General features: G+C 70.9%; 13 protein-coding genes. 4 read left to right on the forward strand and 9 right to left on the reverse strand.

Features of this window, described 5'->3' with window-relative positions; all coding sequences use genetic code 11:
- Positions 1–4: 4 nt before the first annotated feature.
- The 4 genes from OG452_RS15980 to OG452_RS15995 all read right to left on the reverse strand — a co-directional run bounded on the left by OG452_RS15980 (position 5) and on the right by OG452_RS15995 (position 4,081).
- Entirely contained in the window at positions 5–877 is an 873-nt protein-coding gene (locus tag OG452_RS15980) for a carbon monoxide dehydrogenase (protein ID WP_442810025.1), read from the reverse strand.
- A gap of 170 nt (positions 878–1,047) precedes the next feature.
- Positions 1,048–2,601, reverse strand: a complete 1,554-nt coding sequence (locus OG452_RS15985; RefSeq protein ID WP_327296268.1) for a polyamine aminopropyltransferase — start codon at positions 2,599–2,601, stop codon at positions 1,048–1,050.
- A gap of 55 nt (positions 2,602–2,656) precedes the next feature.
- On the reverse strand, positions 2,657–3,175 hold the full coding sequence (locus OG452_RS15990) for a DUF2617 family protein (RefSeq protein ID WP_327296269.1): 519 nt from the start codon (positions 3,173–3,175) through the stop codon (positions 2,657–2,659).
- Positions 3,176–3,757: 582 nt separating this feature from the next.
- Positions 3,758–4,081, reverse strand: coding sequence for a hypothetical protein (locus tag OG452_RS15995; protein ID WP_327296270.1), 324 nt, complete (start codon positions 4,079–4,081; stop codon positions 3,758–3,760).
- A 140-nt stretch (positions 4,082–4,221) separates the two neighbouring features.
- Between OG452_RS15995 and OG452_RS16000 the strand changes: the two genes are divergently transcribed.
- Positions 4,222–5,427, forward strand: a complete 1,206-nt coding sequence (locus tag OG452_RS16000; RefSeq protein ID WP_405562027.1) for a pyridoxal phosphate-dependent aminotransferase — start codon at positions 4,222–4,224, stop codon at positions 5,425–5,427.
- Between the two features lie 295 nt (positions 5,428–5,722).
- Positions 5,723–6,787, forward strand: a complete 1,065-nt coding sequence (locus tag OG452_RS16005) for a hypothetical protein (protein ID WP_327296272.1) — start codon at positions 5,723–5,725, stop codon at positions 6,785–6,787.
- 72 nt (positions 6,788–6,859) lie between these two features.
- Here the strand turns inward: OG452_RS16005 and OG452_RS16010 are convergent, their stop codons facing one another.
- Both OG452_RS16010 and clpB read right to left on the reverse strand, forming a co-directional pair.
- Complete coding sequence (locus OG452_RS16010; protein ID WP_327296273.1) at positions 6,860–7,396, reverse strand: YbjN domain-containing protein; 537 nt, start codon at positions 7,394–7,396, stop codon at positions 6,860–6,862.
- A gap of 99 nt (positions 7,397–7,495) precedes the next feature.
- Positions 7,496–10,117 (reverse strand): ATP-dependent chaperone ClpB, encoded by a 2,622-nt coding sequence (clpB, locus tag OG452_RS16015; protein WP_327296274.1) that lies wholly within the window; start codon positions 10,115–10,117, stop codon positions 7,496–7,498.
- Positions 10,118–10,358: 241 nt separating this feature from the next.
- Here clpB and OG452_RS16020 point away from each other — a divergent pair, with 241 nt between their 5' ends.
- A complete protein-coding gene (locus OG452_RS16020) occupies positions 10,359–10,763 on the forward strand; it encodes a pyridoxamine 5'-phosphate oxidase family protein (RefSeq protein ID WP_327296275.1) in 405 nt (134 codons plus the stop codon).
- Positions 10,764–10,905: 142 nt separating this feature from the next.
- Here the strand turns inward: OG452_RS16020 and OG452_RS16025 are convergent, their stop codons facing one another.
- Positions 10,906–11,235 carry a (2Fe-2S)-binding protein gene (locus OG452_RS16025; protein ID WP_327296276.1) on the reverse strand — a complete coding sequence of 110 codons (330 nt, stop codon included), beginning with the start codon at positions 11,233–11,235 and terminating at the stop codon, positions 10,906–10,908.
- Between the two features lie 348 nt (positions 11,236–11,583).
- Between OG452_RS16025 and OG452_RS16030 the strand changes: the two genes are divergently transcribed.
- Positions 11,584–12,540: a helix-turn-helix transcriptional regulator gene (locus OG452_RS16030; RefSeq protein WP_442810026.1), complete on the forward strand. Its 957-nt coding sequence runs from the start codon at positions 11,584–11,586 to the stop codon at positions 12,538–12,540.
- 94 nt (positions 12,541–12,634) lie between these two features.
- On the opposite strand, the gene OG452_RS16035 is transcribed toward OG452_RS16030, so the two are convergent.
- Positions 12,635–13,102, reverse strand: a complete 468-nt coding sequence (locus OG452_RS16035; RefSeq protein ID WP_327296278.1) for a heat shock protein transcriptional repressor HspR — start codon at positions 13,100–13,102, stop codon at positions 12,635–12,637.
- A 1-nt stretch (position 13,103) separates the two neighbouring features.
- The gene (dnaJ, locus tag OG452_RS16040; protein ID WP_327296279.1) at positions 13,104–14,294 is read right to left on the reverse strand and encodes a molecular chaperone DnaJ; all 1,191 of its coding nucleotides are present in this window, start codon (positions 14,292–14,294) and stop codon (positions 13,104–13,106) included.
- Between the last annotated feature and the right edge of the window lie 43 nt (positions 14,295–14,337).

The following is a 14,337-nucleotide window of genomic DNA, read 5'->3' on the forward strand; positions in this document are numbered from 1 at the left end:
CGGTTCAGCGTCGGCGTCGCAGCGCCCGGCCCACCACGACCGCCGATGCCAGCGCCAGTGCCGCCGCCGGGGCCGCCCAGCGCAGGGTCGCTCCCGCCGTGCTCGACGACGGGGCCGGCACCGGGGCGTAGCGGCCGCGGGGCGGGGCGTGGTCGACCTCCTCCGCACTGCGGCCGATCATCGTGCGGCGGGCGTGTGCGGCCTCCACTGGCGGATCGCCCGCCGAGGTGAAGCCCGCGTCGGACACCGGGTCCAGCGACGGCGGCGGCACCTCCGTATCGAACACGGACGCCCCGGACTCGTCCCCGGAACCCTCTGCCCCGGAACCCTCTGCCCCGGAACCCTTGCCCCCTGAGTCGCCGGGCGCGGAATCGCCGGGCGCGGACGGCTGCTCCGCAGGCGCCGGGTCCTCATCCGGTACCGGGCGGTCCGCGCCCCGCGCCCCGGCCTGGGTTCCGGTCTCAGACTCGGCCTCGGCCCGTACGCGGTCCCCGAACCGGTCAAGCAGGCGCCGCGCGGCCGTCAGCACCGCCTCGGGGGCAAGGTCCGCCAGACGGCCATCGGTCGCCTGAACCGTTCCCGTACACCTCAGGGTCGTACCCGTGGGGTCGTCCGCACCCGCATCCGCGCCGGCACCGGCACCGGCACCGGCCATGGTCAGCTCCACCTTCAGCGAGAGTTTCACCGAGCCCGGTCCGCGCGCTTCCGTGCCCTCGCCGTCGACCTCGTAGCCACCGTGCCGCTCCGCGATGCGCATACTGCCGCGGTACGTGATCGTGTGCCCGTCGATCCGGACCTTGAGCCGGCCCGCGAGCGCGCCATCCCGGCCGTCCGTACTGTCCGCGTCCTGTTGGAGCCCCGGTACGCAGCGGGCCACACGGGCTGGGTCCGCCAGGACCCGTCGGACGGACTCTGCCGGAACCGGAACGAACACCTCATGCTCCATGGAAGCCGAGCCTACTCAGCCACGGCCGACTCGTCTGCCTTTCGGCCCCCGCCGGCAGAAAACGGCCCCGGCCGGTGCCCCCTCCACCGCCCCCACCCCGCTCACCCCCCGTACCGCGGATGCACCAGCGTCGACGGCGGCACACCCGGCGGGCGCCCCGGCACACGTGACCAGGTGCCCCCGGCAGCCCGCCCCAGCCACGGATCCTTGCGAGCCGCCAGGACGAAGCCCCAGTCGCTGGACGTCTTCCCCGTGCCCTTCGCCCGGTCGGGGCCCGCGGCGAAGCCCGCACCCCGGCCCGTCGCCCGGTACGGGACCGCCCGCAGACCGGCCGCCCGCACAGTCGCGTCGACCGTCCAGAAACTGCCGGGACGGGTGGCGACCGGGCCCGCGTGGACGGCCAGCCGGCCGCCCGGGGCCAGCACCCGCGACACCAGCCCGTAGAACTCCTCCGAGTAGAGCTTGGTGCTCGCGGTGATCCCGGGATCGGGCAGATCCGTGACGACCACGTCGTACGCCGACCTCGACGAGCGCAGCCAGTTGAAGGCGTCGCCCGTGACCACCCGCAGCCGCGGGTCGCGGTACGCGTGACCATTGAGCGCGGAGAGACCGGGATCGGTGCGGGCCAGCCGTTCGACACCGGGGTCCAGCTCGACCAGCGTCACCGACGCCACCCCCCGGTGGCGCAGCACCTCACGGGCTGCGAGGCCGTCGCCGCCGCCCAGGATCAGTACGTTCCGGTGCGGGCCGCGCATCGCGGGGTCGACCAGCGCCCGGTGGTACTGCCGCTCGTCCGCGCCATCGACCCGGAGCCTGCCGTCCAGGAAGAGGTTGAGGGTTCCGTGCGCGGACCGGGTCAGGACGATCTCCTGGACGCGGGTCTGCTCGGCGACCCGCACCTGCGCCCCGTACACCGCACGCCGCGCCGCCAGTTCGAAGTCGCTCTCCAGGGCCGTCGCCGTGGCCAGCACGGCGAGCACCAGTGCGTTCACCAGGATCAGCCACGTCCGGGCGCGCGTCGTCAGGTCGCGCCGGAAGAGCCACAGCACCAGCGCCCCGCCGGCCACGGCGTTGACCGTGCCGGTGAGCAGCGCCCCGGTGAGCTGGCCGAGCAGGGGGAGGAGCAGGAACGGGAAGGCGAGACCGCCGACCAGGGCGCCCACGTAGTCCGCCGCGAACAGGTCGGCCACGGCGCCGCCCGCGTCCTGGCGCGACACCCGCTGGATCAGCGTCATCAGCAACGGGATCTCGGCGCCCATCAGCACACCGATCGCCAGCGAGAATCCGACCAGGGCATACCGCGAACCACCGCCACCCGCCCAGGCGAACGACGCGTACAGCACGAGCGCCGAGCCGCCGCCGGTCAGGGCGAGCGCCGCCTCGACAAGGCCGAAGCCCACGGCGGCACGGACCCGCAGCCGTTTGGCGAGGAGCGAGCCGATCCCCATCGCGAAGACCATGACGGACAGCACGACGGACGCCTGGGTGACCGAGTCCCCGATCAAGTACGAAGCGAGCGCGACCAGTTCGAGCTCGTAGACCAGTCCGCAGGCGGCGCAGACGAAGACCGTGGCGAGCACCAGCAGTCTGCCGGTCCCCGGGCGTACGGAGAGCCGCGCGTCCTGGGTCTCGGGGGGCGCGGACTGGTCGATCACGCTACGAACGCTACGTCACGAAGCGCACGCGACCTGTCACCCACGAGGGCGCGGATCAGGCTTCGACGGGGATACGCACCCCAACCCGGGTGCGCGTCACCACGAGTTGCCCCTCCTGCGGGTACGCATGCCAGGTGCGCCAGTGCACCTGGCCCTCGTGCCGCTGCGCGAGCATCGCGGTGAAGGCGTGCGGCGAGCCGGGGAACGTACCGGCGATGCCGTTCGGATGGTCGGCGACCAGCGCGAGCAACTCCTGTGCGCGCCCCGCGAACGAGCATTCCGAGAGCGTCTCGACGCAGGCCGCGAACTCGTACCCCCAGTCGCCGACGCGCTCCGCGACGCCGAGCGGTAAAGGGGTGCTGCTTCCCGGAATGCAGGCGACGGTCTCGGAACAGGCGCCTCCCTCCTCCTCCAGAAGTACCTGGTGGGAGGCGCCGAGGAGCCTCATCTGGAGCTTGGCGCCGCCGAGTTCGAGATCGAGGACCGCGAGCGCCGGCAGCGGTTCGCGGCCCAGCGCCCAGGCCAGATCGGCGGCACGGGTGTCGGTGTAGGCAGTACTGAGGGTCGTGAGCATGGGTGGGCTCCGCAAACACACAATCGGCAGATGGACGGGGTTCTCCCCGGAGCAGGTGTCAGGGAAAGAGACGCCGGCATGGGCCACGGTCAGGTCTCAGGTCCGAGGGCTGCTTTCTCACATGGAGGGAATCACGAAGTACGCGACGCTCACAGCGTTTTTACCCAAGTTGAAGGGGTTTCCATCCCCCCGGGGGCTCCGCTGTTCATACGTTCAACAAACCGGCGGTGATGGGGATACGGAGCAAGCCGAGAGGGGAGCTGTGGGGCGGACGGTGCGCCCTGCTGCCGGGCCGCGAGCGGCTGAGCGTCCGGGCTCCGTGACCAGCTGGAGAGATGGGTCACGGCAGCGGGCGCCGGTGCGGACACAGCGGGTACCGGCACAGACAGACAGAAGGCGCCCGCCGGGTGTTGACCGGCGGGCGCCCTGGGAAGGCCCCCGCAGTACGGAGTTGAGGGTCCGGGCCGGTGAACAGACGGGCCACGGGGCGGAGTCGAGGGCCGGGGCCGCAGAACTGAACGGCGTCGAACCGGCCCGCGCAAACCGACCCGCGTAAGACTGACCCGCGTAAGACTCACCCGGTCAGCTGGAGCCGCAGCCCCCGCCGCCACCGCCGCACGACGACCCGCCCCCGCAGGACGACCCGCCGCCGCAGGACGAGTGGCCGCCACCGCCGCAGGAGTGGTGCCCGCCGGAATGCCCGCCCGAGTGGTGGCCGCCCGAGTGACCCCCCGAGCCGCTGTCCCCGGCCCACCAGCTGCCGCCCGCCGTACCGCCCGCGACCCCGCCCGCGGTGGACGAACCGCTCCGGCTGCCGCCACGCCCGCCCCGCCCACGGCGTTTCCGGTCCGCGGCCAACAGCGCGACCAGCACGCACACCACCACTGCCAAGATGAAAACGCCCACGGCCCTCACCTCTTCTCCGTCCGGCGGAGCGGGCCCCCCGTCGGTCCCCGCCCGGCTGCCGGACTTCTCGTGTGACAGGCAAATCCCCGGTACGCACCCGCTCAAGCAGGAGTTGAGGAAGTCCAGAGGTTCGGCGCAGGATGGCCGCCATGACCACTACGCGAAGCTCCACGGGACACGTCGGCGGACGGCCGCTGCTCAACCGCCGGCTGGACGGACTCGGCACGACGATCTTCGCGGAGATGTCCGCGCTGGCCACGGCCACCGGCGCGATCAATCTGGGGCAGGGTTTCCCGGACACCGACGGCCCGGCGGAAGTCCGCGAGGCGGCGGTCCGGGCGCTGCGCGACGGCCGCGGCAACCAGTACCCGCCGGGTCCGGGCATCCCGGAACTCCGCTCGGCGATCGCCGACCACCAGCGGCGCTTCTACGGCATCGGTTTCGACCCCGACACGGAGGTGCTGGTCACCGCGGGGGCCACGGAGGCCATCGCCGCCGCGATGCTCGCCCTGCTGGAGCCGGGCGACGAGGTGATCGCCTTCGAGCCGTTCTACGACTCGTACGCCGCCTGCATCGCCATGGCGGGCGCCGTCCGCGTACCGCTGACCCTCCGCGCCCCGGACTTCCGCCCCGACCTCGACGCGCTGCGGGACGCCGTCACACCCCGCACCCGGATGCTGCTGCTCAACTCGCCGCACAACCCCACCGGCATGGTCCTGACCGATGACGAGCGGAGTGCCATCGCCGGACTCGCCGTCGAACACGACCTGCTCGTGGTCACCGACGAGGTGTACGAACACCTGGTCTACGAAGGCACCCACCGCCCCATCGCGGCGCTGCCCGGAATGCGCGAGCGCACCGTCTCCATCTCGTCGGCGGGCAAGACGTACTCGTTCACGGGATGGAAGGTCGGCTGGGTCACCGGCTCCCCGGCCCTGGTCGCGGCGGTCCGCACGGCGAAGCAGTATCTGACCTATGTGAGCGCGGGACCGTTCCAGTACGCCGTCGCCGAGGCCCTGCGGCTCCCGGACAGCTACTTCACCACCCTGCGGACCGATCTGCTGCGCAAGCGCGACCTGCTCGACGCTGGCCTGCGCGCCGCCGGATTCACCGTGTACGAGCCGCAGGGCACGTACTTCATCACCACCGACGTCGCCCCCTTCGGCGAGAAGGACGCGCTCGCCTTCTGCCGGGCGCTGCCGGAGCGCTGCGGTGTGGTGGCGGTGCCGAGTTCGGTGTTCTACGACGACCCGGAGCCGGGCCGCAGTCAGGTGCGCTTCACGTTCTGCAAGCGGGACGAGGTGCTCCGGGACGCGAGCGAACGGCTGAGCCGGCTGGGCGGCTGACCCGGTCGGCTGACCCGGTCGGCCGACCCCGGTCGCGCGGGCGCCGGGCGGCGCGGAGAGTCGGAAGGACCGACCGACTCAGCGCGCACCACGGAGGTGCCCCCTGTCCGCCGACGCGGAAGGATCCGGCACGGAAGCCACCGACACCGGACCCACCGAAGCCAGCCCCGCAGCTCTCTGCCCGTCTCTGTCCCCGTCTCTCCCCGCGGCTCTCCCCGCCCCTGGCGCACCACCGCTGCCCGGGGGCGCCGCGCTGCTGCGCCGGGCCGCCCCGGCCGTCGCGCTCTTCCTCGCCGTGCGGCTGGCCGGGCTCGCGGCGCTGGCCCTCTGGGCCTCGTACGAGGGGCGGGACCCGGTGGCGCTGCTCGGGAACTCCTGGGACTCCCGCTGGTACAGCTCGATCGCCGCGCACGGCTACGGCCGCACGCTCCTCAGGCCGGACGGACGGGTCTTCAGCGATCTGGCCTTCTTTCCGCTGTACCCGGGGATCGTGGCGGCGGCCTCCGCCGTGCTGGGAATCAGCGGGGGCGGCGCCGGGCTGCTGGTCTCCTGGGCGTCGGCCGCGCTGGGCGCCTGCGGAATCCACGCGGTGGGCGAACGGCTGTACGGGCGCCGCGTGGCGGTGCTGCTGGTGCTGGTGTGGGCGCTGCTGCCGCACTCCGTCGTGCTGTCGATGGCGTACACCGAGCCGCTGCTCACGGCGTTCGCCGCCTGGTCGCTCTACGCGCTGCTGACCGGGCGATGGCTGTGGGCCGCCGCGCTGGCCGTCGGCGCGGGGCTCACCCGGCCCAACGGGTACGCGGTGGCGGCGGCGGTGTGCGCGGCCGCGCTGTACGAGATGGTCCGGGGGCGCGCCCGCGGAAGGGTCCACGCGGCAGCGGTGATCGCACCGCTCGGCTGGGCCGGGTACGTCCTGTGGGCCGGGGCGCGCACCGGCGATCTGCTCGGCGGGTACTTCACCGTGCAGGACGGCTGGGGGTCGCGGTTCGACTTCGGCGCGGGATGGCCGCCGGTCCTGGAGCAGATCGCGCTGGGTGAGCGGCCGCCTGCGGTGCTGGTCAGCGTGGTGCTCGTGGGGATCGCCGCGGTGCTCTTCGTGCGGCTCCTGCGGGACCGCGGCCGGCCGCCGCTGCCGGTGCTCGTGTACACGGGCGCGCTGCTGCTGGTGGTCGTGGGCGGCAGCGGGTTCTTCGAGTGCAGACCGCGCTTCCTGCTGCCCGCCTTCCCGCTGCTGCTGCCGGTGGCGTGGGCAATGGCGAAAGCCCGGCCCAGGACCGTGATCGTGGTGATCACCGTCCTGGCCGGGCTGTCGCTCGGCTACGGCGCCTATCTCCTGACGGACGCGGACGTACCGCTGTGAGCGCGGTTGCCGCCGACTCCGCTCAAGTGCGGGCTCCGCTCAAGTGCGGGCTCGCCGAGGCGCCGACTCCGCTCAGGCGTCGCCGCCCGGCTCGTCGTCGCCCTTGCCGGACTCCAGGTCCTGCTCAAGACCGAGCTGCTCGACGAGCCACTTGTCGAACTCGATCGAGGCGCGGACCCAGCTGACCGTGGACGACACGAAGTGCTCCAGGGCCACGCCGGTGCCGATGAGCATCTGCGCCTCACCGATGAGCCGGACGCTGCCGTCGTCGTGGGTGTGCGTGTAGACCTTGGGCCACAGGGTGCGGCGGTTCCAGTCGTCGATCAGCTCCAGGAGCTGGACCTTCTCCTCGATGCCGTGCGGGCGGTCGTAGAACGTCCGCACGGAGAAGACCTGCTGGTCGTCCTCACCGCGGAACATGAAGTACGTGCGGAATTCCTCCCACGGCGCGGCGAGGTCACCCTCGTCGTCCAGGACGTACTTCAGCTCCATCTGCTCAAGGAGCTGCTTGACCAGATCCTGGTCGGGAACGACGGGGCCCGCCGGTCCTGAATCCTGCGGATCGGGCTGGCCCCCGAAGTTCGGAATGGAGGACGGGTCGATGGTCATCTTTGAATTGCCCTTCGTACGAGTTCCACCATCCTCTCCCATGGCGGGCGGGGCATGGCAAGCCCCGCCCCGCACTATCGGCCAGTATCCGCTCCGGGCTTAGCCCACCCGCTCGACCGGGGACTCCGCGCGCCCCACGATCAGCCCGTCACCGACCCGGTCGACCCGGACCGTGTCGCCGTCGGTGACCTCGCCCGCGAGGATCTCCTTCGCGAGCCGGTCGCCGATCGCCGTCTGGATCAGGCGGCGCAGCGGCCGGGCGCCGTACGCCGGGTCGTTGCCCTCCTCGGCCAGCCAGGCCAGCGCCTCGGGGGTGACGTCCAGGGTCAGCCGACGGTCGGCGAGGCGCGCGGCCAGGCGGTCGATCTGGAGGCCCGCGATGTGCGCCAGCTCGTCGCCCGAGAGCGCGGAGAAGACCACCAGGTCGTCGAGGCGGTTGAGGAACTCGGGCTTGAAGGAGGCCCGTACGACACCGAGGACCTGCTTCTTCTTCTCATCGGGCTTGGTCAGCGGGTCGACCAGGTACTGGCTGCCCAGGTTCGAGGTCAGGATCAGGATGGTGTTGCGGAAGTCCACCGTGCGGCCCTGGCCGTCGGTGAGGCGTCCGTCGTCCAGGACCTGGAGGAGCACGTCGAAGACCTCGGGGTGGGCCTTCTCCACCTCGTCGAGCAGCACCACGCTGTACGGGCGCCTGCGCACCGCCTCGGTGAGCTGGCCGCCCTCCTCGTACCCCACATAGCCGGGAGGCGCGCCGACCAGCCGGGCCACCGAGTGCTTCTCGCCGTACTCGCTCATGTCGATACGGACCATGGCCCGCTCGTCGTCGAAGAGGAAGTCGGCGAGCGCCTTGGCCAGCTCGGTCTTGCCGACGCCGGTCGGGCCCAGGAAGAGGAACGAGCCGGTGGGCCGGTCGGGGTCGGCGATGCCGGCGCGGGTGCGGCGTACGGCGTCGGAGACCGCGCGGACCGCTTCGGTCTGGCCGATCAGGCGCCGGCCCAGCTCGTCCTCCATACGCAGCAGTTTCTGCGTCTCACCCTCCAGGAGACGGCCGGCCGGGATGCCGGTCCAGGAGCCGACCACATCGGCGATGTCGTCGGAGCCGACCTCCTCCTTGACCATGGTGCTCTTCGTGTCGGCGGTCTTGGCGGCCTCCTCCTCGGCCTCGGTGGCCGCCTCCAGCTCCTGCTCCAGGCCGGGGATCTCCCCGTACAGCAGCTTGGACGCGGTGTCGAAGTCGCCGTCGCGCTGGGCGCGCTCGGCCTGGCCGCGGAGTTCGTCGACGCGTTCCTTCAGCTCACCGACGCGGTTGAGGCCCTCCTTCTCCTTCTCCCAGCGTGCGGTGAGTCCGCGCAGCTCCTCCTCGCGGTCGGCGAGGTCGCGGCGCAGCTTCTCCAGGCGCTGCTTGGACGCGGCGTCCGACTCGTTCTTGAGGGCCAGCTCCTCCATCCGCAGCCGGTCGACGGAGCGCTGGAGCTCGTCGATCTCGACGGGGGACGAGTCGATCTCCATCCGCAACCGGGACGCGGCCTCGTCCACCAGGTCGATGGCCTTGTCGGGCAGGAAGCGGGACGTGATGTAGCGGTCGGAGAGGGTCGCGGCGGCGACCAGGGCCGCGTCCGCGATCTGGACCTTGTGGTGGGCCTCGTACCGGCCCTTGAGCCCGCGCAGGATCGCGATGGTGTCCTCGACGGAGGGCTCGGCGACCAGCACCTGCTGGAAGCGCCGCTCCAGGGCGGCGTCCTTCTCGATGTGCTCGCGGTACTCGTCCAGGGTCGTCGCGCCGACCATGCGCAGCTCACCGCGGGCCAGCATCGGCTTGAGCATGTTGCCCGCGTCCATGGCGGAGTCGCCGCCCGCGCCCGCGCCGACGACGGTGTGCAGCTCGTCGATGAAGGTGATGACCTGGCCGTCGCTCTCCTTGATCTCGGCCAGGACGGACTTCAGCCGCTCCTCGAACTCACCGCGGTACTTGGCACCGGCGACCATGGCCCCCAGGTCGAGTGCGATCAGCCGCTTGTTCCGGAGGCTCTCCGGCACGTCGCCCTTGACGATCCGCTGGGCGAGGCCCTCCACGACGGCCGTCTTGCCGACCCCGGGCTCGCCGATGAGCACCGGGTTGTTCTTGGTCCGCCGGGACAGCACCTGCACCACCCGGCGGATCTCGTGGTCCCGCCCGATGACCGGGTCGAGCTTGCCGTCACGTGCGGCGGCCGTGAAGTCCGTACCGAACTTCTCCAGCGCCTTGTACTGACCCTCGGGGTCGGGTGTGGTCACCCGGCGCCCTCCCCTGCTCGTCTCGAACGCTTCCAGCAATTCCTTGGCGCCGGCGCCCTGCTGCGTCAGCAGCTCACCCGCGTGGCCGCCCTTGGCGGCGATCCCGATGAGCAGATGCTCGGTCGAGATGTACTCGTCCCCCAGATCCTTTGCACGCTGCGACGCGTCCGCGATGACGGCGAGCACCTCGCGGTCGGGCTGCGGGGGCGCGACCGTCGAACCGGTCACGCTGGGCAGCCCGCCGAGCAGCCGCTCGGCCCCGGACCTGATGACCGCCTGGTCCGCTTCGACGGCGGCCAGCAGGTCGACGACGTTCTCGTTGTCCTGCCCCTCCAGCAGAGCGAGCAGCAGATGTACGGGAGTCAGGTCCGGGTTGCCGTCGGACACGGCGCGGCTGTTCGCCGCGGTGATCGCGTCCCGGCTCTTGTTGGTCAGCTCGGCGTCCACGTGTGCGCTCTCCTCCTCGCGGGGCGGGTCCGTCCCTGCAGTGACTCGGTGCGATGACTGTGCGCCACGACCAGGTGGTGACCTGGCGCAGGGGCCCAGTCTGCCTAGACTCAGGCAACGTGCATAAAAGTTGAGTCTATTCCACTCAACATGTCTTGGACAGGGCCGCCACCCCATGGCCGACAGGATCTCTGCCACACCCGGAACGGCGGGACGGCGGGGCCCGGGTAGGTTCGCGCCCATGGCCATTGACCCACGTAACCCCGATCCGCCCTACCTCAGCTTCTGGCGCGAATTCCATCGCTGCACGTTGACGACCCCGCGCCCGGACGGTTCACCGCATCTGGTGCCGGTCGGCGTGACGTGGGAACCGGAGGCCGGGATCGCCAGGGTCATCACCAACAAGAAGTCGCGGAAGGTCGCCAACATCCTGGCCGCGGGGCCCGACGGCGCACGGGTCGCGGTCTGCCAGGTGGCACCCGGGCGCTGGGCGACGCTGGAAGGGCGCGCGAGGATACGTACGGAGCCGGACGTCATCGCCGACGCGGTACGCCGTTACGCGGAGCGCTACGGGCGCACACCGACCGAGAACCCGGACCGGGTCCTGATCGAGATCACCGTCGAGCGGGCGATGGGCCGCGCCTGACCGGCGGCGGCGGCTCATGTACGCGACCCTCACGTACGCATCGCTCACGTACACAGCACAGCGGCGCCACCGTGTTCAGGTCACGGTGGCGCCGCTGTGTGGGGGAAGCACCTGAGCGATCTGTTACGACGGGGGAATCGCGTCAGGCACTGCGGGGGATAGCTGCGGTCGGCTCGGCGTCGAACAACTGGTGGTCACGCCGGTCGAGGTTCACGAACACCATGCCGTAGCGAACGGCGCAGCGAACAGGCTGTGGGGCGCCCCGGGGCTTGCGCAGACACCGGTAGGCGCGGACGTCACCATCGTCACCGTCGTCCTCGCGTACGACGACCACCGGCTCACCGAACAGGGTGACCATCAACGAGTCACCACGGTGCGGGATCGCCGTGACGAGGTCGATGAAATGCCACCCGGAGCGGTAGGCGACAGCCATCTCGCGCTGGAAGACTCTGTCATCCGGTGGGACGGTCATGCGCTCGCCGATGCCGAAGTGCTGCCCCAGCCGAGGTCGAGCGGGGCCGCCATGTGCACGCTTCCCCAGCCGAGATCCGAAGGAACGGCAGCAGCCTGCGCACTGCCCCACCCAAGATCTGCAGAACTTACTGCACCAAAAAGCACAGTTGCGGAGAAGACTGCCGCAAGCACCGAGCGAAGCATCTTTTTCTTCATAGTGGGCTTCGTCCTCACTTGATGTTTTCCTCTCCCCCGCGTTCCTAGACGATTGCTCATCCAGGCACGTCAACGCCACAGGGACGATGCATCATGTTCCTGCACATTCATGTTCCTGGGGGGTGGAGAATTGACCACAAGCTACGCAAACATGACACATCCTCACGCCATTACCGAACTTTGCGACGAGGGTGCGCGGCTTTACGCCAGCGCGCTGAGTCTTGGCAAGATCCCGCGCAGTGAGGTGGGCCCCGCCCCGTGTCTGCTGGAGTTCGCGCTGCTCCACCCCGACCCCGACGACGCGGGCTGGCTCCGCCCGGTACCGCCGTCGGCCGCGCTCACGCAGCGTCTCCACCCGATCGAGCGGGAGATTCAGGACCGTAGACGACACTCGGTGGAACTGACCGACACTTTCGAGCCGTTCATGACCATCAGCGCGCAGAACCCGCCCCCCACTCACGCCATCACCGTGCTGGAGGGCTTCGGGAGGATCAACGCGGCGCTCGATCTCGCCACCGCGGCGTGCCAGACGGAAGTGCTGACGATCCAGCCGGGGGGTGCCCGCAGCGAGCACGAACTCACTCAGGCCCTGGAGCGCGGCAGGCCGCTGCTCGACCGCGGCATCAGCATGCGGACGCTGTACCAGCACACGGTCAGGCACAGCCGCGGCACGCTGGCGTACGTGGACCTCGTCGCCGACGGGAAGGTGGAGATCCGCACACTCGAAGAGCTCATAGAGCGCTTGATGATCTTCGACCACACCGTGGCGTTCATTCCGGCCACCGACGACCGCCAGATCGCGCTGGAGCTCCGCCACCCGGGCATGGTCGAGTACCTCGTCAAGGTCTTCGAGCAGTTCTGGAGACGTGGCGTACCGCTGCAGGAGCCGATCCCGTACCACTCCAACCCCGAGGGGATATCGGGCGTCCGGCTGTCCATCGCCCAGTTGCTCGTCGAGGGGCACGTCGACGAAGCCATCGCCCGCCGGCTCGGGATGAACGTCCGCACCTGTCGGGCGCACATAGCGAAACTCAGCTCGGCACTGGGCAGCAACAGCCGCGCCCAGCTCGGCTACCTCATCGCGCGGTCCGGCATCCTCGATCCGTGATCCGGCCCTGGCCCCTGGCTGCGGCCCCGGAAACACGCAAAGCGGCCCACCAGCAGTGCCGGTGGGCCGCCCTCCGCGTTCGTGATCGTGCTTGTTACTCCGGCGACCGCTTCGGCCGCGGCCGCCAGACCACCAGTGCGCTGGTCTGCTGCATGTCCTGGTACGGGACCAGGTCGCGCCGGTACGAGGCGTGGACCTGCGCCTCGCGCTGCTGCATGGCCACCGCCGCGCCGTCCACCGCCGCCGAGAGCTCGGCGACCCTGGCCTGGAGCGCGGCGACCTGGTGCTCCAGCTCGATGATGCGTTTGATGCCCGCGAGGTTGATGCCCTCGTCCTGGGAGAGCTGCTGCACCGTACGGAGCAGCTCGATGTCCTGGGCCGAGTACCGCCGGCCCCGGCCGGCCGTCCGGCCCGGTGAGACCAGGCCGAGACGGTCGTACTGGCGCAGCGTCTGCGGATGCAGGCCGGAGAGCTGAGCGGCGACCGAGATGACGTACACGGGGGTCTCGTCGGTCAGTTCGTAACCCATGGCGGGGTCACGGCGTCCTCGGCGGCCATTCATCTCAAGCTCCCTTCACGGCCTGGAAGAGCTCCGCGCGCGGGTCGTGCCCCGCGGTCGCTTCGCGGTACGTCTCCAGCGACTCCCGTGCCTTGTCGCTGAGATCCGCCGGTACGGCGACCTCGACGGTGACCAGCAGGTCCCCCCGGGTGCCGTCCTTGCGTACGGCGCCCTTGCCCCGGGCCCGCATCGTACGGCCGTTGGGCGTACCCGCGGGCAGTTTCAGCGTGACCGGGGGCCCGCCGAGCGTCGGTACCTTGACCTCGCCGCCGAGTGCCGCCTCCGTGAAGGTGACGGGCACGGTGACGGTGAGGTTGTCGCCCCTGCGGCCGAAGACCGGGTGGGCGTCGACATGGACGATCACATAGAGGTCACCGGCCGGGCCGCCCTGCTCGCCCGGGGTGCCCTTGCCGCGCAGCCTGATCCGCTGGCCGTCGGAGACCCCGGCCGGGATCCGGACCTGCATGGTCCGGGAGGACTTGGCCCGCCCGGAGCCCTTGCAGACCTCGCAGGGGTTCTCGGCGATGAGCCCGCGGCCCTTGCAGTCCACACACGGATCGGTCAGTGAGAAACCGCCGCCGCTGCCGCGCGAGACCTGGCCGGTGCCGACGCAGGTCGGGCAGACCCTGGGGGTGCCGTTCTTGTCGCCGGTACCCGAACAGGCCTTGCACGGCGCCTGGCTGGACATCCGCAGCGGGACCGTGGCCCCGTCGACCGCCTCGGTGAAGCTGAGCGTCACCTCGGACTCGATGTCCTGGCCGCGGCGCGGCTGGGTGCGGGTGGTACCGGGACCGCCGCCCCGGTTGAACAGCCCGCCGAACACGTCCCCGAGTCCGCCGCCGAAACCGCCCGCGCCGCCCGGCTGCCCCGCTCCGCCCGGGGTGCCTCCGAAGAGGTCCCCCAGGTCGAAGTTGAAGGAGCCGCCGCCGGCGCCGGGCCCTGGCCGGTAGCCGCCGTTGCCGAAGAGAGCACGCGCTTCGTCGTACTCCTTGCGCTTCTTGGGGTCGCCGAGGACGTCGTTCGCCTCGGAGACCGCCTTGAACCGCTCTTCGGCCTTGGCGTCACTCTTGTTGGCGTCCGGGTGCAGCTCGCGGGCGAGCTTCCGGTACGCCTTCTTGATCTCGGCCTCGGTGGCGTCCTTCGGGACGCCGAGAACCTTGTAGTAGTCCTTCTCGACGAAGTCCTTGGTGCTCATCCCCGACGTCCCTCCTTCCGGTCGCTACTGATACTGATGCCAG

The sequence above is a fragment of the Streptomyces sp. NBC_01197 genome (assembly GCF_036010505.1).
In the GTDB taxonomy this organism is placed as follows: Bacteria; Actinomycetota; Actinomycetes; order Streptomycetales; family Streptomycetaceae; genus Streptomyces.